The organism is Bradyrhizobium sp. USDA 4354 (assembly GCF_054060315.1).
In genome coordinates this window covers 4,848,536-4,868,762 of sequence record NZ_JBSSDC010000001.1, presented here as the reverse complement: position 1 = coordinate 4,868,762, position 20,227 = coordinate 4,848,536, and the positions used below count along the sequence as shown (strand labels likewise).

The window sequence follows — 20,227 nt, the reverse complement described above, 5'->3', positions numbered from 1 at the left end:
GGTTCCCGCTCTACGGGCGAGTAACCTGCTGCGGCAGATCGAATTGCGCGATCCGCCGGTCGAGCCGCCACAGCTCGATGCGATGGACCAGCACGAGCGCGGCAGCTTCGCGCTTGGCCTGCTCGTCGTCGTCGCAGGCCAGATTGATGCATCCGAACACGTGCCCGTCCGGATCGACCTGGAACGCGCGGTAATGCTTGATGCTCCCCACTAGGATTGTCCTCGTCTTGGGGAGATGGGCGCGCTCAACCAGTCTGTCAGGTTCGAGGTCACTTCGTTCTGCTTCGCGCGTTGCAGCAGCATCTCGCGTTCCCTGCCGGGCGGCAGCGTGCGAGCGCGCTCGCGGGCGTTTTCGGCGAAGGCGGCCAATCGCTCCTGGAGCGATTGGGTCTGTTTCCTGCGGTTACGTTTGGCGGTCATTTGCGCTTTCGCGGACAATTGGGTTGGAAGCGGGGGACCAGGCGCCGGAGCCCAAGCTCTCTCGTCACTCAAGTCGCTTGCCAGCTCAGGCGGCCCAGCCCGGCAATGTTTGTAGCTTCCGCCGCAACGGCCGGTTCCTGCATTTCAATAAGTTAACGCTGCGTGATTTTGCGCCAGGCGACAAGCGCGCAACCGGACTGCGCCAGAACCGAAATGCTGCCCGTCAAGCGCTCGCCCCATAACCGACGAACCCAGGGTGCGAAGCGGCGGCGCGTGCAGCCTCACGTGCTGCTGCCAACTAGTCCGGCGGCTGCAGGCCCGGCGATCGCAGCCACTCGCTCATCTGCGACCCCGTCTCCGCCTGGCGCGCCTTGCGCAACATCTCGTCGCGCGCAGCGCCGGGCGGAAGCAAGCTGGCTTCCTCGCGCAGCCGCTCCGCCTCGGCGGCCAGGCGCGCTTCCAGAGTCTCTGCATGCTTGAACCGATGTCGCGTCGTCATCAGGCGTTCTCCCAGGTGCATGAGGTCGAGCGCGCCGTTGCGTTCTGACGTCCGGTGGGTGCCGAGCCGCACAGCTTGGCAGAGGATCAACGTTGCGGAGGAGCAACGGTTGCTTTTTCTGCGAAAAGACCGGACCTACGGTTCCTCGTTGTCCCGGCGCGCCTTGATCTCCGAGCGAAGCATGGCGCTGTCCATGATGGCCAAACGCAAATCGTTCACGGTTTCGCCGTAGTGACCCGCAGCCTGTTTGTGCTGCTCCCGGAGGGCGCGGCTCTCTTCGATAGCGCGTGTAGCGCGGGCAAACAGGGTGTCAGGCATCAGCCACGATGCAACAAATCTCGAGAGCACGCTCTTGCATAGGTTACTCAAAACATGCCAATCGCCAAAAAAGCTTCGCTGATTAACTTAGATCAAGCGATCACGACCCGTTCTGACCCTGCTTCAACCAATAACCGCTGGCCGGAACGGGAATTGACCGGCAGATCCCTGATTTCCTTGGCCGAGACGGCGCGGTAGGTGTATGGTCACTTCATCACCGGCTCAGGTCCTTGCCGTAGGCGCCGGTGGCTGAGAGACCAATGGCGCTCCCGCCTGCATGATCCGGGGGCGCCTGATGGCGAAGCAGGCTCACTATCCATTGCAGTCCGATCAGAAGCACGTGGAGCAGGTTCGCAAGACCATCCGCGAGGCGCGAACGGTTCTGGAGCTTCCGCCGCCGGATACGTTTCTCGGCCGACGAACTCACGAGCCTTTTCCAAGCGAACAAGCTGATGATGCGCCGGGCGAGCAACGTCGCGAACCGCGGTGATCGCAAGAGGGGCACCTCCCGTTTCGGCGCAGGGCTATCGCATATGACTCGTTGCGGCGGCCTCAGCGCACGCCTCGTCCTTCGAGACGGCGCTTACGCGCCTCCTCAGGATGAGGCTAATCAGCGTCAGTGTCCGTTGAAAACTGCAGCCACGCGCTCCCGTCCTCATCGTGTGAGGAGCCCGCCTAAAGCGGGCGTCTCGAAGGATGGCCGTAGGGGAAAGCTCTCAAACGCGACGGTCCTGCGTTCCGGCGGGATGTCACCGACGAAGCGCGTCGCGAGCGAAGCACGGCCGGCTTCAACGTGTCGCTTCAGCCCTTCGATAGAGTTGCAGATAACTCGGCGAGTATAGGGCCGCATTCTTGAGCGCATCGAGGTCCGGGATGGTCAGCATCCGCTCGCGCAGGATGATCAGCCCCGACGCGCGCAGCTCCTGAAGAGTCCGATTGAGGTGAACGACGGACAATCCCGTGGCATCCGCGAGATCCATTTGCGTCACCGGCATGCCGCAGGAATTGCCGTCGACCATCCCAACGGCGCGAAGCCGCTCGAACGTTTCGCAGAACAGATGGGCCACGCGCTCGACCGCCACGCGACGACCGAGATTGATCGCCCATTCGCGCTGGATGGCGATGTTGACGAGGGTCTCACACCAGAACGCCTCGGCGAGCGAACGGTCGCCTGCCATCAGGCTCTCGAAGCGCGCGCGCTTGATCTCGCTGTAGACCACCGGCGTCATCGTCGCGATGGAATGATCCATCACCGAGAGCAGGAACGCATGCGCGTCGCAACTCTCGCCCGGGAAGATGAAATTGACGATTTGGCGGCGCCCGTCCTCGAGCGTCTTGTAGCGGCAGAGCCAGCCGGACAGCACGACGCGGACGCTGTCGACGGGGTCGCCCTCGGAGATCAGGTCCTCGCCCGATCCGACACGCTGGAGGCCTTCGAGCATGGCATATTCGAGCGATGCGCGGGCCTCGGTCGACAACGGCCTCAGCGCGCTCAGTCGGCGAATGACCGGCGCGAGGACGCTACGATCGACCGTCGACACCGGCATCAGGCTGCCACCACGGGCGTGTGGAAGGCGCGCTTGCTCAGGGGAATGCTGATTGTGCATTGCAGCCCCGCAGGGTTGAATGTCATCTTCGTCTGCCCCTTCAACTCGAACGCCAGCGTACGCTCCAGAAGTTCGGTCCCGAATCCCTTTCGCGGCCTCGGGGTCACGGGCGGCCCGCCGCGCTCCCGCCATTCGAACACCAGCTCCGTCGGCTCGACGCTCTCATCGACGCGCCAGGTCACTTCGATGCGACCGGTCGGCTGGCTCAGGGCGCCGTATTTGAGCGCATTGGTCGCGAGTTCGTGGATCGCGAGAGCGAAGGTTTCCGCCGCCTTGGGCTGGAAGCGCACCTTCGGCCCGGAGACCCGCATCTGCTCGCCTTCGCGGGCATTGTAGGCAAGCAGCTCCTCAATCACGAGATATTCGAGGTCGACGCCGCCTTCGGGATCGCGAGTGACCAACGCCTGGGTGCGGGCGAAGGCGTTCAGCCGGCCGTCGAGATGAGAGGCATATTCCTCCACGGTAGAGCTCGTTTCCGCCGAGCGGCGGGCGATCGACCGCACCACACCGAGCGTGTTGCGAACGCGGTGCTGGAGCTCGGCCAGCAGCAGGCGCTGGCGCTCCTCGGCGCGGGTGATCGCGGTGACGTCAATGAAGGTGATGACGACGCCCGCGATGAAATTGTCGATGCTGCGGTACGGCAGGATACGCACGATGTAACGGGTGCCTCTGTCGGGCGCGCTCAGCTCGCGCTCGACGCTTGCCAGCGTGCGCAGCACGCGGCGGACGTCGTCATAGAGCTCCTCGATCGGGATGCGCGCCTTGATATGGCTAATCGGCCGTCCCGTATCGGTTTCGACGAGATGCAGGAGCTGCGTGATCGCGGGCGTGAAGTTCATCACGCGCAGATCATTGTCGAGGAATACAGTCGCGATCTGAGTACTCTCGAGGAAATTCTTGAGGTCGCTGGTGGCGCGCGTCAATTCCTGGACACGGTGGGCCAGCTCGCCATTGACGGTGGTCAGTTCCTCGTTGACCGACTGCAATTCCTCGCGCGAGGTCTCCAGCTCCTCGTTAGCTGACTGAAGCTCCTCGTTGAGCGACTGGTATTCCTCGTTAGAGGATTTCAGCTCCTCGTTGGTGCTCTCCAGCTCCTCGATGGTCGCCTGAAGCCGCTCGCGCGTGGCGCGCAGATCGTTTTCGAGGCGCTCGACATGCTCGGTGCGTACCAGCGCATTGGGACTGCCCTGATCGGCCTCGGTCATGCGGACCGGGCCATCCTTGAACAGCACGACGAAATTGCGGTGACCGCCCGTGCCGTCCTGGACCGGCTCGACCGTGATGTCGACGAGGACACGGTGACCGTTCACCCCGAGTTGCACCTGCTCGGCATGGACGGGCTCGTTAGTCTCGACAGCGCGGCTGAGCGCGGTGCGCAACTCCAGGCGGAGATCGCGGTGCACGAGCTGAAGCAAGTCGAGCGAAGCGGCACCCGCCGTCGGCTCGATATACCGGCCGGTGCGCCCCGAGAAGTGTAGAATCTGGAAATTGGCGTCGGTGATGACGTAGGCCGGCGCATAGCGCTCTGCGATGCGCTGGGCGCGCCGCTCCAGGCCGACGTCGGGGCCGAAAGAGCGCATCGCCGGCACTTCGACCGGCACCCTGCCCGCCGCGGTCGTGATCGGAAATTCCGGCGGCAGCCGCGTTCCGGTTTCCAGCTTCTTGAAGATGCGCGCCCGGCGATCGACCGGCGCGAACAGCTTCGGGTGCCGCGTCACGTTCTCGGAATTGCCGAGGAACAGATAGCGGTCCGGCAGCAACGCGAAGTGGAACAGCGGGATCACCCGGTTCTGCAGTTCGGCATTGAGATAGATCAGCAGATTGCGGCAGGAGACGAGGTCGAGCTTGGAGAACGGCGCGTCCTTGATGACGTTGTGCTGCGAGAAGATGCACATCTCGCGCAGCTCCTTCACCACGCAATATGTGTCGCCCTCGCGGACGAACCAGCGCGCCAGGCGCTCGCTGGTCATGTCCGCTTCGATGTTGGTGCGGTAGCGGCCGACGCGCGCGGCGGCGAGGGCCCGTCCATCGATGTCGGTGGCGAAGATCTGGACCTGCGGCGCGGATTCCATCCGCGCCATATGCTCGCGCAGGAGGATGCCGATCGAATAGGCCTCCTCGCCGGTGGCGCAGCCGAGCACCCAGATGCGCACCTGCTGGCCTGCGCCCTTGCCCTCGAAGACCTTCGGGATGACCTGGGTTTCCAGCACCTCGAATTCGCGCTTGTCGCGGAAGAACTCGGTGACCCCGATCAAGAGGTCATTGAAGAGGTGCTGGGCCTCGTCCTTGTCGTTCCGCAAGTGATCGACATAGGCGGCGATATCGTCGATCTGGACCACTTGCATCCGCCGCTGCACGCGGCGCAGGAAGGTGTTCTGCTTGTAGCCGTGAAAATCATTGCCGGTCTTGGTGCGCAGGATGTCGGCAATGCGCGACAGCGAGGACGCGGCCGCGGCGAGCACCTCGTCAAAGCCCTGCTTCTCCTCCAGGCGCCTGAGATGACGGGCATAGACCTGGATGTGCTCGGGGATATCCTCGGGCGGCAGCACATAGTCGGCGATGGCGGCGGGCGTGTTGCCGTTGCGCAGATGCTCAGCTTCATTCTGGCTCGCCACCTTTTCGGCGATGGCGAGGCCGCCGTGATCCTTCAGCGTCGCCGTGCCGAGCGTGCCGTCACCGCCGGTGCCGGCAAGAATGACGCCGATGGATTGCTCGGCGCGCTCCTCGGCCAGCGAGACCAGGAAGCTGTCGATCGTGGCGCGCTCGCCGGGCGCCTGTTCGGCCTTGCGGATCGCGAACCGGTTGCTCTGGATCGTGGTGATCATCGCCGGCGGGCACAGATAGATCATGCCACCATCGATGGTGTGGCCGTCACCGATATCGGAGACCTTGCCGCCATTGGACGCCTGCACGATCCCGCGCAGCCGTTGCTCGTCGAAAGTCTCGTGATGCTGGAGCGCCAGCACGATGGCCTGATCGGCGCCTACGGTCAGTTTGGCAAAGAAGCGCTCGATGCTGTCCAGCGCACCGGGCGAGGCGCCCACTCCTATGATCAGCGGAGTCTTGATCTGGCGCTCTCCCTGGACCGGCTGGTCGCCGACTTCGTGCATGGCTCTGGCAGCTTTCGTTACAGACCGGGACCAACGGCGGCCCGGCCCCTGCAAATAGCAGGAATCGATATTACCCCAACAGATCAAAGGCAAAAATGTCCCGAACCTGTTTCGATCCGCCAACCTGAGCGTTGTCAGCGCCGGTCGGCAGGTCCATACTCCGCCAACGGCGGAGGAACCGCTATGCCGAACTCCGAGGAACTCGCCGCGCTGATCAGGCACGCCGAGCGTGCGACCGCGGAAGCCCGCCGCTTGCTGGCCGAGAACGAGCGCTGGCGCCGGTACGCGGAGCGGCAGCTCGATACCATGTTCGAGCTCAGCGCAGAGTTCAGAGCTGCCGTTCGCCCCCCCCCCCGACTACCCCGCCGCGACCTCCTGCCGGAGATACTCGACCCGCTGCTCGATTAAAACGCGGTGGCGCTCCCATTCGACCAGGGTCTGCTTGAGTAGGCTGACCAGCCGCTCCGCTTGGCGCGTGTCGTGTCCGCCCGCCATCAGCTCGCGCACCCGATCCTCCTGATCGCGGATGCGCCTCCAGCCCTCCTCGATGTCTCTATCGGCCTTCACCAGGAGGCTCTGCTCGGCATTGAGCTGCGCGGTGCGTTCGGCAAGGGAGATGGCCATGGCTCAGCCTTCAAGCCTCCCGCTCGCCGGTGGGAGGATCGAGCGATTTTAGCACGATACGCCGGATCATGTCGGCATATTCGCGGTATTCGCGTGACCGAGCTTCGTACATCTCCGCCACGGCAGCCCGCCCGCTGCGGCGGCCGTCCGCTGCCATGCGCTGCACCAGCTCCGCGCGCTCCTCGATGATGCGCAGCGCCACGCGCAGGGCTTCGTCAACGCGCCCCTCCTGCTCCTTGGCGAGCGCATCGGCCGTGAAGCCGTGCCCCACCTGGCAGCGAAAGCGCATCGGGCGCGCGTCCTTGACTTCCGAGAGCACGCCGCCGCAGGCTGGACAGGTCAGGGCGACAGGATCGGCAACCGCGCTGAGATTGTCGCTGCCGACGCGCTCCCCAGCCGCAATTTCCACCTCGAGCCTGATCTCGGGCGGGATCGGCAGCGCGGCGCCGGCCGGCTCCCTGACGAGTTCGGACAGCACGTCGCCCATCGTGGCGCCGGGAACGCAAAGGTCGACCGTGGTCGCTTCCATGGCGCGCCGCGGCATCTCGTCGGAAATTGCGTCCGCAGGGTCCTGAACCACGGCCATGCCGCCGCAGCGCTTGATGGCGTTCAGGCCGGCCGCGCCGTCCGACAACAGTCCACTCAGGAGCACGCCGATCACCCGCGGCCCGTGATAGAGGGCGGCGGAGCGGAACAGGGCATCGATCGCTGGCCGCACCATGTTTTCGCGCGGTCCTCGGCCGAGGACAACGCGATCTCCAGCGAGCAGCAAATGATGGTCCGGCGCACCCAGATAGACGTGACCGGGCTCTATCTTCATACCGTTCTCGGCCTGCCGGACCGGAAGTGGGCCGGCACTGCTGGCAACTGTCGAGAGGATGCCGATGCCCTGGGCCGGGATGTGCAGCACGACGAAGACAGCGGCCGGCAAGCCCGCGGGCAGACGGCTCAAAATCTGCTTCAGTGGCGCGGTCGCCCCAGCCGAGCCCCCGATGACGATAATGTCGCGGTTGCCCATGGAACCCACCTTCGATTGCATCGTTTGCACCAAAGTGGGTCCCGGTCTTATGTTCCTATCTGCCTGGAGGGATTGCTGGAGGGATCATGTCCAGTTCTCACGCATCGTCTCGTCAGCGCGCGCCCCTTGCAGGACGCCGTATCCTCGTGGTCGAGGACGAATATTTTCTCGCCGACGACATCGGCAATGCGCTGCGAACGCTGGGCGCCGAAATTGCGGGTCCGGTCGGGGACATCGAGGACGCGATGGCGATGCTGCACGGGGCCGGCGTGCTCGACGGCGCCGTGCTCGACGTCAACATTCGGACGGAGCTGATTTTTCCGGTCGCCAGGGAACTCAGGGCGCGCGAGGTGCCCTTCGTGTTCACCACCGGCTACGACAAAGTCAGCATCGCGCCGGAATTCCACGACGTGCCGCTCTGGGAAAAGCCGATCGATATCGTGGCCATGGCGCGGACTCTGGCGGGGCTCGTCGGCGATCGGCGGGCATGATGCGCAACGCGGCGCGTCCTCGTGCACTTCTCGCAATGGAGTGACGTTCAATGATCTTCGCACCTGATACTGCCGTTGATGAGCAGCTGCTCAGCCATTCGCGCGAGCTGGTGCGCGAGGGCCTGGCGCTGCTGCGCAGCACCGACCATCTCGTGAGCGCGCAGCGCCTGCGCGATGAACTGGAGGAAGAGTGCCGCACGCCGCCGCGCCGGGACAGCAAACCGGGACGCGCCCGCTGAGCTGCGGCGCGCAGCCGACCGAATCAGAACAGATGCGCGAAAGCAAGCCAGGCGGTCACCGCCAGGCACAGGATAATTGCGGCGTAAGGTAGCGCGACGCGCAAGACGGCAAGCTCCCCCGTTCAGCTCATCATCATCCAGACAATTGCCACCATCATCACGAGAAAACCCGTGACCGCAGTCGCGACAAAGGCCTGCTCGATGCGATCCATCGCCATCGCAGCCCCATTTCGTTTTCAGCCCGTACAATTTGACGATTTCGGGGCCGCTGCGCATTAGGCTATGTGAATCGGCGGTCGCCTTTGTTGTCGGTCCGCGACCTGGTTTTCACCGCTCCGCGAGATTGCGACGGCGTCGCTCTACGAGCTCGCGGTGCCCGGCTCCGCCATCTTGCGGTGCTGCTTCGCCAGCATCTCGTTCGGCGTGACGCTCGCGACCGTGGCCTGGATCTTGTTCTTCAGCCCGGTGACGATGTCGGCCTCTCCGCGCAGCATTGCATCGAACCCGGCCTTGGCGACATCATAGGCGCCGTCCTTCTTCTCGGTGCCGACCTTGGTGTCCATCATGTCGGCGCGGCGGAAGAACTCGGTCTCGGTCGCACCAGGCATCAGGCAGGTGACGGTGACGCCGCTGTCGCGCAGCTCCTCGCGCAGCGCGAACGAGAATGAATCCAGGAATGCCTTGCTGGCGTTGTAGGCGGCCTGGAAACTGCCGGGCATGAAGCCCGCGATCGAGCCGGTGATCAGGACGCGGCCGGCATTGCGGCGGAGCATCTCGTTGCCGACGCGGTGGATCAGATACAGCGTGCCGGTGATGTTGGTGTCGATCAGGTGTTTCACCCTGGCAAAGTCCTGGTCGAGGAAGGCCTTGCCGAGGCCGATGCCGGCATTGGCCAGCAGCGCATCGACCGGCCGGTCGCCGATCGCGGCGCAGAGCTTGTCCACGCCCTCGGTGGTGGCGAGATCGGTCTCGACTGGCTCCACGCTGCCGCCGAGCCGGCGCAGGTCGACGGCCACTCTCTCGATCTGAGGCTCGTCCGCCGCGATCACGAGGTTGAAGCCTGCCTGCGCGCAGCACCTGGCAAGTTCCAGACCGATACCGGTTGAGGCACCTGTGACGACGGCGAGTTGATTGGCGGACATGCGGCAAATCCTTGGAATTGAGTCCTTGGAATTGAGGTGATGACGCTCAATCGCCGCCCTGCCCCCTCGTTCCTATTTGCGCAGTGCGAAGAATTTGCGCGCGGCGATAGCAACCATCGTTCATTCCTGGACTTAGATGGCACGTGGTTCAACCGAGAGGACGGACGATGAAGGCGCTGGTCTGGCACGGCAAGGAGGACATCAGGTGCGACACCGTCACCGACCCGGAGATCCAGGATCCGCGTGACGCCATCATCAAGGTCACGAGCTGCGCCATCTGCGGCTCCGATCTGCACCTCTTCCACAATTTCATTCCGGGCATGCTGCCCGGCGACATCATGGGCCACGAGACCATGGGCGAAGTGGTCGAGGTTGGTTCGGGCGTCGACGGCAAGCTGAGGAAGGGCGATCGTATCGTCGTGCCGTTCACGATCATTTGCGGCGAATGCGACCAGTGCAAGCGCGGCAATTTTTCGGTGTGCGAGACCACCAACCGCAAGCGTCATCTGGCCGACAAGGTGTTCGGACACACGACGGCAGGCCTGTTCGGCTACACGCATCTGACCGGTGGCTATCCCGGCGGCCAAGCCGAATATCTCCGCGTGCCCTTTGCCGATGCCACACACATCAAGGTGCCCCCAGGCATTCCCGACGAGCAATTGCTCTTCCTCAGCGACATCTTCCCGACCGGCTGGCAGGCCGCCGTGCAATGCGACATCGAGCCGACCGACACGGTCGCGATCTGGGGCTGTGGCCCGGTCGGGCAGATGGCGATCCGCAGCGCCATCCTGCTCGGCGCCAACCAGGTGATCGCGATCGACTGCCTGCCCGAGCGGCTCAGCATGGCGGAGGCCGGCGGCGCCACCACGATCAACTTCGAGACGGAGAGCGTGGTGGAGCGGCTGAACGAGCTCACCGACGGCAAGGGACCGGAAAAGTGCATCGACTGCGCCGGCATGGAAGCCCACGTGATGCCGTCCCGGCCCGACACGGTGCTCGACCGCGCCAAGCAGATGGTGATGCTGGAAAGCGACCGGCCGCACGTGCTGCGCGAGATGATCTATGTCTGCCGACCCGGCGGCATCATCTCCGTCGCGGGCGTCTATAGCGGGCTCTCGGACAACATGCCGATGGGCGCATTCATGAACAAGGGCCTGACGATGCGGACCGGCCAGACCCACGTCAATCGCTGGACCGACGACCTGCTGCGCCGCATCGAAGAGGGCGAGATCGACCCGTCCTTCGTCATCACCCACACCGTCCCGCTCGCCCAAGGCCCGGAAATGTACCAGGTGTTCCGCGACAAGCGCGATTCCTGCGTCAAGGTGGTGCTGAAGCCCTAAAGGAGCAGACTGATGTTTCATTTCTCCAACATCGTCCGCACCAAGGGCGACCCGAAGATCGTCGAGGGCGGCCCGAGCCTGAAGCAGCCTGCGGACCAGCTCGCGCGCGCGCTCGGCTGGTTCAGCATCGGTCTTGGCGTCGTCGAATTCTTTGCGCCAAGACGTGTCACGCACACGCTGGGCATGGAAGGCCATGAGACGCTGGTCCGCGCCTTCGGCGTGCGCGAGATCCTCGCCGGCATCATGTCACTCTCGGTCGACAAGAACGCCGGCCTGTGGGCCCGTGTCGGCGGCGACGGCCTCGATGCCGCCGCGCTGCTTTCAGGGCTGACACCGGACAATCCCAAGAAGGGCAACATCGCGCTGGCGCTGCTGATGGTCGGCGGCATCGCCATGCTCGACTACCGCGCCGCGCAGGATACCAAGCCGCGGCGACCGCCGCGCAGCGCAAGGCGTAAGCTCTATCCGAATCGCAGCGGTTTCCCCAAGGGCATCGAGAGCGCCCGAACTGCGGCAAGGCAGATCGCAGCGCAGGCCCAGCATAACGAGGTGATGCAAGGCGATGAGCGTCGAGTCCCGTGACGAAGCTGCGTGGTGGGAATCCGCCGTCATCTACGAGATCGCGCTGATCTCCTTCCAGGACTCGAACGGCGACGGCAAGGGCGACCTCGCCGGACTGATGTCGCGCATCGATTATCTGAAATGGCTCGGGGTCGATGCGGTGTGGCTGACGCCGATCTGCAAGAGCGCCTTCCGCGACCTCGGCTACGACATCTCCGACTATTGCTCGATCGATCCCGTCTTCGGCAGCCTTGAGGAGTTCGACCGACTGCTCAAGGCGCTGCACGCCGCAGGCATCCGGCTCATCCTCGATCTCGTTCCCAATCACACCGCGAACGATCACGCATGGTTCGTCGAGAGTTCGAGCTCGCGCAACAGTGCGAAGGCGAATTGGTACATCTGGGCCGATCCTGCCGAGAATGGCGGCCCACCCAACAACTGGCTGAGCCGCTTCGGCGGCAGCGGCTGGGAATGGTGCGAGGCGCGGCGACAATATTACTATCATTCCTTCCTGGTCGAGCAGCCCGACCTGAACTGGCGCAATCCGCAGCTGCGCGCCGCGATCCGCGACGTGATGCGCTTCTGGCTCGACCGCGGAGTCGACGGCTTTCGCGTCGATGCCAGCGCGGTCCTGATCAAGGACGAGCTGCTGCGCGACAATCCGGCGAACCCGCAGGCCAAAGGCAAGCCGCCGCCGCAACGGCAGACGCCCGTATTTACCGACGACCGGCCCGAGACGATGGATTGCATCGAGTTCATCCGCGAGGTGATCGACGCCTATCCAGGGCGGATGCTGTGCGGCGAGGTCCAGGGCAAGACCGACCGCATCGGCCACTTCTACGGCAACGACCGGCCGCGCTTGCATCTGCCGCTCAATTTCGCCCTGCTGGATTCCGAGTGGGACGCCTTGTCGCTGCAGGCGACGATCGACGCTTATCTCAACGCCATTCCTGAACATGCCTGGCCGGTCTGGGTGATCGGCGGCCACGACAAGCAGCGCATCGCGAGCGAGATCGGCGAGGCACAAATGCGCGTGCTGGCGATGCTGCTGATGACGCTGCGAGGAACGCCGTTCTTCTTCATGGGCGACGAGATCGGCCGCAAGCGCGTTCCCATTCCGCCGGACCGCGTCCGCGATCCCTTCGAAAAGCTCGTGCCCGGATATGGCCTGTGCCGCGATCCCGAACGCGCGCCAATGCGATGGGATGACAGCCCCGACGGCGGCTTCACCACAGGCAGCCCATGGCTGCCGCTGGAGCGGCCCGAGGGCGCGGCCAACATCGCCGGGCAGCAGCGAGACGAACGTTCGATCCTGGCGCTGTTTCGCGCGCTGATGGCGCTGCGGCGCGAGCATGCCGGCCTACGACGGGGCAGTTACGAGCCGCTGCGGTCGCAGAACGATGTCCTTGCCTACAGGCGGACGGACGGCCGCAGCGAGGTTCTGGTCGCGCTCAATATCGCGGCTGAACCACGGACATGGCACTGGCAGGGTCGCGGCCGCCTCGTGATGTCGACGCAGCTGGACCGGCCGCCCGAGCCATTGCCGGACGCTTCCATCCTGCTCCGAGGCAACGAAGGCGTGATTATCGCGCTCGAACCGAGGTGACGGCCCGGAGGAACCATCCGCGTCCCGAAGAGTCTCATCAACGCTCCCGGCGTCTTCCCCCCGCCGCCGGAAGCAATTTGGACGAAACCGCAGCCCCGGCGCTCATGCCCCCTTCAGGCGCCGGGGTAGCGGCGTCGGCCCGGCGGCAGGACATATCGGAGGCAGCTCATGGGCAAGACCAAGGGTCTTCAGCAGCGGATCGCCGGCAAGACCAAGCAGGCTGTCGGCGAGATCATCGGCGACCAGGATCTGCACGATGACGGCAAGGCGCAAGCCGAGCGCGGGCGCGACGAACAGGACAAGCCGAGCAAGCTCAATCCGCTGAAGAAGCTCAAGCAGTTGACGTGAACGCGGAGCCGCGACCGGCGCTTGCCCGCGGGGCGCGGCGCACCACCGGCGAACGGCGACGTTCGCGCTGGATCGCCGCGGCCGAACTCGGCCTGATCAGCAGCACTTTCTCGACCATCGTCAGCCAGCTTTTCGCTGCCCGCATCGGCCGCGATGCCGCGGTCGACTGGATGACGGTCGCCGCCATCCCTGCGCGCGACTGGGCCATCAGCAGCGAGCCATCCTGGAGCGCGATCCTGACCGGGATCGCCTTTCACCAATGGGCGGATTTTTCCTGGGCATTGTTCTTCTTCGGCGTGCTCGGGCGCTGGACCGCCGACTTGCGGCCGGTGACGATCCTGCTGCTGGCGCTGCCCTGGGCCGTGTTCTCTTCCAGCATGGAATGGTTCGTGCTGGTGCCGCTGTTTCCGTTCTGGCAGCCGCTGTTCACGCTGCAACAGCCCTACTGGATCGGGCTGCTGGTCCATGGCTCCTCGGCCGTGATGTATCCCCTGTTCGCCCGACTGCGCTGGAGAGCCGGGAATGCGCCTGACAGCGACGTGCGGTTCACCAATATGTGGACGACCGGCGCGGTGGCCGTGATGGCGGTGCTCGGGGCGATCGCTTTGTTCGGCAATCGTGGCTACGAGCCGCCATGGCTGGGCCGCGACAGGGATCACGACCAGACTTACATCCGTCACATGACCACGCATCACACCCAGGGCATCGAGCTGGCGCGGACGGCCGCGGAGCGCGCGCAAGACCCGCATCTGCGAAAGCTCGCGATGCTGATGGTCGCGAGCCAGACCGGCGAGAACCGCATCTTCGAGAATTGGTGGCTGAGCTGGTTCGACACGGAGATGCCCGATTGCAGCACAGAGGAGCGTGCGGCGATGCCGGGCTTTCTGACGCCGACCGAGATGCGACAGGTCAAGACCGCGCCGCCGGACCAGTTCGACAAGTTGTTCGTCGAGACGATGAGCAGGCATCACCGTGGCGCGGTCAAGATGGCGGACCAGATGTGGCACAGCCGCGGCGATCTGCGCCTGCGCATCATGGCGCACGCCATTCGCCACGAGCAGCAGGGCGAGATCGCGCTGATGCACGGCACGAGCGGCCTTGCCGCCGTCACCACCGCCGTTCGCAACATGCTCGGCGACAACGTCAATTGAGCGCGAGGAACCTTGGATCGGCGAACCGATTGAGGATTGTGGCTCCCTGAATTCAAGCGATCAGATGCAACGGATGGCCGGCGTTCTCCTTGGTCTTGCAACCGCTTTGGCGGGATGCCAGCGGGAAGAGCGGCAGTTGCGGATCGATCCGCCGATCGCAGATGCGCTCGACAGAGTAGCGCTGATGCCGAACCGCATCAGCGGCGCCCCGCCGGACGTCTATTTCGTGCTCGGCAAGCCGTATGAGGTCAACGCCTACAATCTCAGCCAGGGCAAGCGGCTCTATGCGTGGTTCGGCTGCAAGAGCTGTCATGGCGACGGCCAGGGCGGCAGCGGCCCCGGCTTCCTCGACGGCTGGTGGTCCTACGGCCCGGAGATGGTCTCGATCTTCGCCTCGATCCGCGATGGGCGGCCGCACGGCATGCCTGCGTTCGGCAACAAGATGACGACGGATCAGATCTGGCAGCTCGCCGGCTATGTACAGGCGATCGGCTCCTACGAAGGCAAGACCGCCGCGCCGAGCCGCAACGACGAGAAGCAGACCCGGCCCGCCGAGAACCGCGCGCCGGCAAAGCTGTTGTTCGATGAAGGCCCCTCGCCCGTCCATCCGGATCAGGGACCGACGCCGTGATCCGCGCCGCCCGCAGAGCCTGTTCGAGCGCAATGCTCGCCGCGCCGCTCGCCGGCTGCGCGGGCAATTGGCAATCCGCGCTCGACGTCTACGGCACCTCGGCGATCAGCCTGAAGCACCTCATCATCCTGATCGTCGCGGTCTGCTCCGTGGTCTGGATGCTGGTGATGGTCGCGCTGATCGCCGCGTTGTGGCGGAGCCGCGATGCGCGGCCGGCGGCTCCCGAACCGGGACGCGAGCGACGAATGACCATTGCCGTCACCGGTGCCGTCGTCGCCACCGTTCTCATCATCGGCACCTTCACCATCATGAGCTTCGTCGCGACGCGCGCGCTCACCGTCGCGGGACAGGACGATCTGACGATCCGGGTGCGCGGCCTGCAATGGTGGTGGGGCCTCGAGTATGTCGGCCCCGATCCCGCAAGCCGGTTCGAGACCGCCAACGAGATCCACATTCCGGTCGGCCGCAAGGTGCGTCTCAAGCTCGAAGGCCTCGACGTGATCCATTCGTTCTGGGTCCCGAGCCTCGCCGGCAAGCAGGATCTCGTTCCCGGCCGTCCGAACGAGCTCACCATCCGCGCCGAGCACGCCGGCATCTACCGTGGTCAATGCGCCGAGTTCTGCGGCATGCAGCACGCCCATATGGCGCTGCTGGTGATTGCCGAGCCGCAGGACGCTTTCGACAAATGGGCGACTGCACAGCGGCAGGCGGCGGCGCAGCCCGCCGATGAGGAGACCGCCACGGGATTGCAGACATTCCTGGCCAAGCCCTGCGCGGCCTGCCACACCATTCGCGGCACCGCCGCGGTCGGCACCACCGGGCCCGAACTCACCCATGTCGGCAGCCGCCGCACCATCGCCGCCGGCGTGTTCGAGACCACACGCGGCTCGCTCGCGGCCTGGATCGCCGATCCCCAGACCATCAAGCCCGGCAACAACATGCCGATGGTGCCGTTGACGCCCGACGAGCTGCGCGCAGTGTCCGCATATTTGGCGAGCCTGAAATGATTCGTCCTGCTACAGCGCCCGATAGGCGCGATGTCGATGGAGAGCGCACGCACCTGACCGACTCGCTGGCGGAGACATGGAAGACCCCATCCGGCCCCTGGGGGGCGCTCGCGACCGTGGACCACAAGATCATCGGCCGCCGTTATATCTTCACCGCCTTCGTCTTCCTTGCCCTTGGCGGCGTGCTCGCCGCCCTGATGCGAATTCAGCTCGCGCAGCCCGAGGCGCGCCTGCTCGGACCCGATCGCTACAACCAGATCTTCACGATGCACGGTGCGAATATGATGTTCCTGTTCGCCGTGCCCGTGATGGAAGCAGTGGCGATCTATCTCGTGCCGCTGATGGTCGGTACCCGCAACATCGCTTTCCCGCGCCTGAACGCCTTCTCGTACTGGATTTATCTTGCCGGCGGCGCGCTGCTCTGGACCGCGTTCGCGCTCGACATGGGGCCTGACGTGGGCTGGTTTGCCTATGTACCGCTGTCCGGCCCGCAATACGGCGCCGGCAAGCGGGCCGACATCTGGGCCCAGATGATCACCTTCACCGAAATCTCCGCGCTCGCGGTCGCAGTCGAGCTGGTCGTCACCATCTTCAAGCAGCGTGCGCCCGGCATGACGCTCGACCGCATCCCGGTCTTCGTCTGGGCCATGCTGGTGACGTCGTTCCTCGTCATCATGGCGATGCCGGCGATCGTGCTCCTGAGCACCAGCCTGATCCTCGACCGCCTCGTCGGCACGCATTTCTACAATCCAGCCGAGGGCGGCGACGTGCTGCTCTGGCAGCATCTGTTCTGGTTCTTCGGTCATCCCGAGGTCTACATCATCTTCCTGCCCGCCGCGGGCATGGTGTCGACCATGATCGAGCCGTTCGCGCGGCGGCCGGCCTTCGGCTATCTCGGCCTGGTGATGGCGCTGATCGCGACGGGCATCCTCGCCTTCGGACTGTGGGTGCATCATATGTTCGTGGCAGGACTGCCGCGGCTCGGCGACAGCTTCTTCACAGCCTCCAGCATGGCGATCGCGATCCCCGCCGGCATCCAGGTCTTCTGCTGGCTTGCGACGCTGTGGGACGGCAGGCCGGTGTTCAAGAGCCCGCTGCTCTTCATCATCGGCTTCATCGTCACCTTCGTCATCGGCGGATTGACCGGCGTGATGGTCGCGTCCGTACCGTTCGACAACCCAGGTGCACGACACCTATTTCGTCGTCGCGCATTTTCACTACGTGCTGATCGGGGGCGCCGTGTTTCCGTTGCTTGGCGCCATCCACTACTGGTTTCCCAAGCTGACCGGACGCATGATGAGCGAAACACTCGGGCAGTGGTCATTCTGGCTGATCTTCGCTGGCTTCAACGCGACGTTCTTTCCGATGCACATCCTCGGGCTCGAGGGCATGCCGCGCCGCATCTACACTTATCAGCCCGACCTGCCCTGGCACGGGCTCAACCTGTTCGTCAGCCTCAGTGCAGTGATCCTTACAGCGGGTTTCCTGCTGTTCTTCGTCAATGCTATCCGGAGTGCGCGCCTCGGAGAGATTGCGGCAGACAATCCCTGGGATGCGCCGACGCTGGAATGGGCCACGACATCCCCTCCCCCGAGCCACAATTTTGCGATGATCCCGGTCGTCGTCAGTCTGCACCCGCTGTGGGACGACCGCGACACCCTCCGCGTCGCCGATGGCTTGCGCACCGATCGCCGCGAACTGATCGTGACCACGCTGGCAACCGCCGAACCGCAGGCGCGCGAAGCCTCACCGCAGAATTCCATCTGGCCCCTGTGGGCGGCGATTGCGACCACGATCATGCTGATCTGGTCGATCTTCTCGCCGTGGGCCGTGGTGTGGGGCTCCATCCCCGTCGCGGTCGCGCTGATCGGCTGGTTCTGGCCCAAGGCTACGCCGGAGGACGAGGCATGAGAGAGAAGATCGTGCTTGATTTCGGCAAATTGCCACGGCACGGGGTCGGCACCGCGAGCGTCACCTGGTGGGGCACACTCGCTTTCATGCTGATCGAAGGTACCGGCTTCGCGCTCGCCATCGCCGTCTATCTCTACCTGATGAGCCTGGCGACGGCCTGGCCGATCAATTCGCCGCCACCCGATCTACTCCCGGGCACGCTCATGACGTTGATCCTGCTGGCCAGTCTCGTCCCCAACATGCTGCTCTCGCGCTGGGCCGAGCAGCAGGACCTGCGCAAGGTACGACTCGGGATGGTGATCATGTCGATCGTCGGCATCGTCCCGCTGATCGTGCGCATCTTCGAATTCCCCGCCCTCAAGGTCAGCTGGGACAGCAACGCCTACGGCTCGGTGGTTTGGACCCTGCTCGGCCTTCACACCAGCCACATCATCACCGATCTCGTCGATACGCTGGTGTTGGCGACGCTGATGTTCACGCGGCACGGCCGGAGCCCAAGGAGGTTCGGCGACGTCCAGGACAACGTCATGTATTGGAACTTTGTCGTGGCGACCTGGCTTCCGATCTATGGCTGCATCTATTGGCTGGCACGGCTATGAGCGCGTCAAAGCTCCTCACCCATCTCTCGGTCTGGGCGGGCCTCTGGCTCGCGCCGCTGGTCTGGGCCGCGAACATGCAGCTCGGGCAGATCCTGCTTTATGCCGATTGCCGCTCGCAGCTGCACGCCTCGGCCATCACTTCGTTCATCGGTGCGGCGCTCACGACGGCGTCGGGCCTCGCATCGTGGCTGTCCCCGCGGCGGGTGATCGGCGATACCGACGGACACCGGTGCAATGCCGATTTCGGCAGCGCCGTGAGTGCGCTCTCCGCGGGCCTCTTCACTTTCGCCCTGCTGATGCAGGGCGTCGCTGCAATGGTGTTGACCGGATGCGAAAAATAACCATCGCCGCGATCGCTTGGTCGATACCGCACGCGGTCTATGCCCATGGTTCGGCTCCGCAGACAGCGGCGCCGAGCTGGACGCTCGACCCGTGGATTGTCACGCCACTAGTGCTTTTCGGCCTCATGTACGGCATCGGCAGGCTGGTGCTGGCACGGAAGGGCCGCAAACGCATCGCGCAGGACGTCGTCTGCGGCGCAGGCTGGCTGACGCTGGCAGCCGCGACGGTGTCGCCGCTGCATTGGCTCGGCGAGCGCCTGCTCTCGTTCCACATGATCGAGCACGAGATCCTGATGGCCGTGGCGGCACCGCTGCTTGTGATCTCGCGTCCTGTCGGATCGTTGCTTTGGTGCCTCCCGCGCCGGGCGCGACTTACGATCGGCCGCGCGATGCGTCATCCCCTCGCCACGCGGCTCTGGACTTGGCTGAGCACCGGCGGCAACGCCACGCTGCTGCATGGGATCGCGATCTGGGCCTGGCACGCGCCGGCACTGTTCGATGCCGCGGTCGAGAATGTCCTCCTGCACCGGGCACAGCATCTGAGCTTCTTCCTGACCGCGATCCTGTTCTGGTGGTCGGTGTTCCGACGCAGCCAAATCGGCAGCGCTGCCTGGCATGTCTTCGTCACCATGCTGCACACGAGCATCCTCGGTGCGCTGATGGCACTGGCCCCGCACCTCCTCTATCGGCAGCAAGCCGATGCCGCAGCGGCCTGGGGCTTGACGCCGCTCGAGGACCAGCAACTGGCCGGCATCATCATGTGGGTGCCGGCGGGAACGATCTATGCCGGCGCGGCCCTCGCGCTGATCGCGCTCTGGATCCGGCGGGCCGGCCAAGACAGGGAGCGAGCCGATGCGCTTCACGCGCTCTAGTTGGGCGGCGCTGGCGATCGGAGTGGCGAGCCTTCTCGCCGCGGCGGTCGCGGCCGGCCTCGCGCGCAGTGAGCGCCGGCAAAATGAAAGCATCGCCCGCGCCATGACCGGCGGCGATCCGGCCCGCGCGCCGGCGCTGATCCGCCGCTACGGCTGCGCGGGGTGCCATACCATCCCAGGCATTCCCGGCGGCGACGGCCAGGTCGGTGCGTCCCTCGCCGATCTCAGGACGCGCGTCTACATCGCCGGCGTTGCGGCCAACGCGCCGGGCAATCTGGTCCAGTGGATCGTGACACCACAGGCCTTCTCACCCCGGACGGCAATGCCCGCGACCGGTATCACTGAAGCCGAGGCGCGCGATATTGCGGCTTACCTTTATGCGCAGTGAG

At 64.9% G+C, this 20,227-nt stretch carries 23 protein-coding genes and 1 pseudogene; 15 read left to right on the top strand and 9 right to left on the bottom strand.

The window, feature by feature from the left end; genetic code table 11:
* Positions 1–10: 10 nt before the first annotated feature.
* The 4 genes from ACVIIV_RS22465 to ACVIIV_RS22450 all read right to left on the bottom strand — a co-directional run bounded on the left by ACVIIV_RS22465 (position 11) and on the right by ACVIIV_RS22450 (position 1,237).
* Positions 11–211 carry a hypothetical protein gene (locus ACVIIV_RS22465; protein WP_456746101.1) on the bottom strand — a complete coding sequence of 67 codons (201 nt, stop codon included), beginning with the start codon at positions 209–211 and terminating at the stop codon, positions 11–13.
* Entirely contained in the window at positions 211–420 is a 210-nt protein-coding gene (locus ACVIIV_RS22460) for a hypothetical protein (RefSeq protein WP_456746100.1), read from the bottom strand. The genes ACVIIV_RS22465 and ACVIIV_RS22460 overlap by 1 nt, the downstream gene beginning before the upstream one ends.
* A 298-nt stretch (positions 421–718) precedes the next feature.
* Positions 719–919 (bottom strand): hypothetical protein, encoded by a 201-nt coding sequence (locus ACVIIV_RS22455; protein ID WP_456746099.1) that lies wholly within the window; start codon positions 917–919, stop codon positions 719–721.
* A gap of 135 nt (positions 920–1,054) precedes the next feature.
* On the bottom strand, positions 1,055–1,237 hold the full coding sequence (locus tag ACVIIV_RS22450) for a hypothetical protein (protein ID WP_456746098.1): 183 nt from the start codon (positions 1,235–1,237) through the stop codon (positions 1,055–1,057).
* 295 nt (positions 1,238–1,532) lie between these two features.
* On the opposite strand from ACVIIV_RS22450, the gene ACVIIV_RS22445 reads away from it, so the two are divergent.
* Entirely contained in the window at positions 1,533–1,727 is a 195-nt protein-coding gene (locus tag ACVIIV_RS22445; protein WP_456746097.1) for a hypothetical protein, read from the top strand.
* Positions 1,728–2,025: 298 nt separating this feature from the next.
* On the opposite strand, the gene ACVIIV_RS22440 is transcribed toward ACVIIV_RS22445, so the two are convergent.
* From ACVIIV_RS22440 to ACVIIV_RS22425, 4 genes are all read right to left on the bottom strand, one after another.
* The gene (locus ACVIIV_RS22440; protein ID WP_456746096.1) at positions 2,026–2,784 is read right to left on the bottom strand and encodes a Crp/Fnr family transcriptional regulator; all 759 of its coding nucleotides are present in this window, start codon (positions 2,782–2,784) and stop codon (positions 2,026–2,028) included.
* Positions 2,784–5,954 (bottom strand): CheR family methyltransferase, encoded by a 3,171-nt coding sequence (locus ACVIIV_RS22435; protein ID WP_456746095.1) that lies wholly within the window; start codon positions 5,952–5,954, stop codon positions 2,784–2,786. Before ACVIIV_RS22435 ends, ACVIIV_RS22440 begins: the two co-directional genes overlap by 1 nt.
* Positions 5,955–6,311: 357 nt before the next feature.
* Entirely contained in the window at positions 6,312–6,578 is a 267-nt protein-coding gene (locus ACVIIV_RS22430; protein WP_456746094.1) for a hypothetical protein, read from the bottom strand.
* Between the two features lie 10 nt (positions 6,579–6,588).
* Positions 6,589–7,596 carry a chemotaxis protein CheB gene (locus ACVIIV_RS22425; protein WP_456746093.1) on the bottom strand — a complete coding sequence of 336 codons (1,008 nt, stop codon included), beginning with the start codon at positions 7,594–7,596 and terminating at the stop codon, positions 6,589–6,591.
* 86 nt (positions 7,597–7,682) lie between these two features.
* On the opposite strand from ACVIIV_RS22425, the gene ACVIIV_RS22420 reads away from it, so the two are divergent.
* Positions 7,683–8,087 (top strand): response regulator, encoded by a 405-nt coding sequence (locus ACVIIV_RS22420; RefSeq protein ID WP_456746092.1) that lies wholly within the window; start codon positions 7,683–7,685, stop codon positions 8,085–8,087.
* Positions 8,088–8,137: 50 nt separating this feature from the next.
* Positions 8,138–8,326: a hypothetical protein gene (locus ACVIIV_RS22415; RefSeq protein ID WP_456746091.1), complete on the top strand. Its 189-nt coding sequence runs from the start codon at positions 8,138–8,140 to the stop codon at positions 8,324–8,326.
* A 359-nt stretch (positions 8,327–8,685) separates the two neighbouring features.
* Here the strand turns inward: ACVIIV_RS22415 and ACVIIV_RS22410 are convergent, their stop codons facing one another.
* Positions 8,686–9,468, bottom strand: a complete 783-nt coding sequence (locus ACVIIV_RS22410) for an SDR family NAD(P)-dependent oxidoreductase (RefSeq protein WP_456746090.1) — start codon at positions 9,466–9,468, stop codon at positions 8,686–8,688.
* Positions 9,469–9,635: 167 nt separating this feature from the next.
* Here ACVIIV_RS22410 and ACVIIV_RS22405 point away from each other — a divergent pair, with 167 nt between their 5' ends.
* From ACVIIV_RS22405 to ACVIIV_RS22350, 12 genes and pseudogenes are all read left to right on the top strand, one after another.
* Positions 9,636–10,811, top strand: a complete 1,176-nt coding sequence (locus ACVIIV_RS22405; protein ID WP_456746089.1) for a zinc-dependent alcohol dehydrogenase — start codon at positions 9,636–9,638, stop codon at positions 10,809–10,811.
* Positions 10,812–10,823: 12 nt separating this feature from the next.
* Entirely contained in the window at positions 10,824–11,393 is a 570-nt protein-coding gene (locus ACVIIV_RS22400; protein WP_456746088.1) for a hypothetical protein, read from the top strand.
* On the top strand, positions 11,374–12,978 hold the full coding sequence (locus ACVIIV_RS22395) for an alpha-amylase family glycosyl hydrolase (RefSeq protein WP_456746087.1): 1,605 nt from the start codon (positions 11,374–11,376) through the stop codon (positions 12,976–12,978). The genes ACVIIV_RS22400 and ACVIIV_RS22395 overlap by 20 nt, the downstream gene beginning before the upstream one ends.
* A 168-nt stretch (positions 12,979–13,146) precedes the next feature.
* On the top strand, positions 13,147–13,326 hold the full coding sequence (locus ACVIIV_RS22390) for a CsbD family protein (RefSeq protein WP_456746086.1): 180 nt from the start codon (positions 13,147–13,149) through the stop codon (positions 13,324–13,326).
* Positions 13,323–14,477: a DUF305 domain-containing protein gene (locus ACVIIV_RS22385; RefSeq protein ID WP_456746085.1), complete on the top strand. Its 1,155-nt coding sequence runs from the start codon at positions 13,323–13,325 to the stop codon at positions 14,475–14,477. The genes ACVIIV_RS22390 and ACVIIV_RS22385 overlap by 4 nt, the downstream gene beginning before the upstream one ends.
* Before the next feature lie 73 nt (positions 14,478–14,550).
* The gene (locus tag ACVIIV_RS22380; protein WP_456746084.1) at positions 14,551–15,108 is read left to right on the top strand and encodes a c-type cytochrome; all 558 of its coding nucleotides are present in this window, start codon (positions 14,551–14,553) and stop codon (positions 15,106–15,108) included.
* Positions 15,105–16,115, top strand: a complete 1,011-nt coding sequence (gene coxB, locus ACVIIV_RS22375; protein WP_456746083.1) for a cytochrome c oxidase subunit II — start codon at positions 15,105–15,107, stop codon at positions 16,113–16,115. Before ACVIIV_RS22380 ends, coxB begins: the two co-directional genes overlap by 4 nt.
* Positions 16,112–18,026: pseudogene (gene ctaD / locus ACVIIV_RS22370) on the top strand (cytochrome c oxidase subunit I). Before coxB ends, ctaD begins: the two are co-directional and overlap by 4 nt.
* Complete coding sequence (locus ACVIIV_RS22365) at positions 18,023–18,625, top strand: cytochrome c oxidase subunit 3 (RefSeq protein WP_456746082.1); 603 nt, start codon at positions 18,023–18,025, stop codon at positions 18,623–18,625. The pseudogene ctaD and the gene ACVIIV_RS22365 overlap by 4 nt, the downstream one beginning before the upstream one ends.
* The gene (locus tag ACVIIV_RS22360; protein ID WP_456746081.1) at positions 18,622–18,966 is read left to right on the top strand and encodes a hypothetical protein; all 345 of its coding nucleotides are present in this window, start codon (positions 18,622–18,624) and stop codon (positions 18,964–18,966) included. The genes ACVIIV_RS22365 and ACVIIV_RS22360 overlap by 4 nt, the downstream gene beginning before the upstream one ends.
* Entirely contained in the window at positions 18,954–19,838 is an 885-nt protein-coding gene (locus tag ACVIIV_RS22355) for a cytochrome c oxidase assembly protein (protein WP_456746080.1), read from the top strand. Before ACVIIV_RS22360 ends, ACVIIV_RS22355 begins: the two co-directional genes overlap by 13 nt.
* A complete protein-coding gene (locus tag ACVIIV_RS22350; protein ID WP_456746079.1) occupies positions 19,819–20,226 on the top strand; it encodes a c-type cytochrome in 408 nt (135 codons plus the stop codon). The genes ACVIIV_RS22355 and ACVIIV_RS22350 overlap by 20 nt, the downstream gene beginning before the upstream one ends.
* Position 20,227 lies beyond the last annotated feature (1 nt).

Coding starts and splice junctions, on each gene's coding strand:
- ACVIIV_RS22360 (WP_456746081.1), top strand. CDS start 18,622: ATGAGCGCGTCAAAGCTCCTCACCCATCTCTCGGTCTGGGCGGGCCTC.
- ACVIIV_RS22405 (WP_456746089.1), top strand. CDS start 9,636: ATGAAGGCGCTGGTCTGGCACGGCAAGGAGGACATCAGGTGCGACACC.
- ACVIIV_RS22415 (WP_456746091.1), top strand. CDS start 8,138: ATGATCTTCGCACCTGATACTGCCGTTGATGAGCAGCTGCTCAGCCAT.
- ACVIIV_RS22400 (WP_456746088.1), top strand. CDS start 10,824: ATGTTTCATTTCTCCAACATCGTCCGCACCAAGGGCGACCCGAAGATC.
- ACVIIV_RS22410 (WP_456746090.1), bottom strand. CDS start 9,468: ATGTCCGCCAATCAACTCGCCGTCGTCACAGGTGCCTCAACCGGTATC.
- ACVIIV_RS22350 (WP_456746079.1), top strand. CDS start 19,819: ATGCGCTTCACGCGCTCTAGTTGGGCGGCGCTGGCGATCGGAGTGGCG.
- ACVIIV_RS22355 (WP_456746080.1), top strand. CDS start 18,954: ATGCGAAAAATAACCATCGCCGCGATCGCTTGGTCGATACCGCACGCG.
- ACVIIV_RS22420 (WP_456746092.1), top strand. CDS start 7,683: ATGTCCAGTTCTCACGCATCGTCTCGTCAGCGCGCGCCCCTTGCAGGA.
- ACVIIV_RS22380 (WP_456746084.1), top strand. CDS start 14,551: ATGGCCGGCGTTCTCCTTGGTCTTGCAACCGCTTTGGCGGGATGCCAG.
- ACVIIV_RS22430 (WP_456746094.1), bottom strand. CDS start 6,578: ATGGCCATCTCCCTTGCCGAACGCACCGCGCAGCTCAATGCCGAGCAG.
- ACVIIV_RS22365 (WP_456746082.1), top strand. CDS start 18,023: ATGAGAGAGAAGATCGTGCTTGATTTCGGCAAATTGCCACGGCACGGG.
- ACVIIV_RS22395 (WP_456746087.1), top strand. CDS start 11,374: ATGAGCGTCGAGTCCCGTGACGAAGCTGCGTGGTGGGAATCCGCCGTC.
- ACVIIV_RS22390 (WP_456746086.1), top strand. CDS start 13,147: ATGGGCAAGACCAAGGGTCTTCAGCAGCGGATCGCCGGCAAGACCAAG.
- ACVIIV_RS22445 (WP_456746097.1), top strand. CDS start 1,533: ATGGCGAAGCAGGCTCACTATCCATTGCAGTCCGATCAGAAGCACGTG.
- ACVIIV_RS22440 (WP_456746096.1), bottom strand. CDS start 2,784: ATGCCGGTGTCGACGGTCGATCGTAGCGTCCTCGCGCCGGTCATTCGC.
- ACVIIV_RS22455 (WP_456746099.1), bottom strand. CDS start 919: ATGACGACGCGACATCGGTTCAAGCATGCAGAGACTCTGGAAGCGCGC.
- ACVIIV_RS22425 (WP_456746093.1), bottom strand. CDS start 7,596: ATGGGCAACCGCGACATTATCGTCATCGGGGGCTCGGCTGGGGCGACC.
- ACVIIV_RS22435 (WP_456746095.1), bottom strand. CDS start 5,954: ATGCACGAAGTCGGCGACCAGCCGGTCCAGGGAGAGCGCCAGATCAAG.
- ACVIIV_RS22460 (WP_456746100.1), bottom strand. CDS start 420: ATGACCGCCAAACGTAACCGCAGGAAACAGACCCAATCGCTCCAGGAG.
- ACVIIV_RS22450 (WP_456746098.1), bottom strand. CDS start 1,237: ATGCCTGACACCCTGTTTGCCCGCGCTACACGCGCTATCGAAGAGAGC.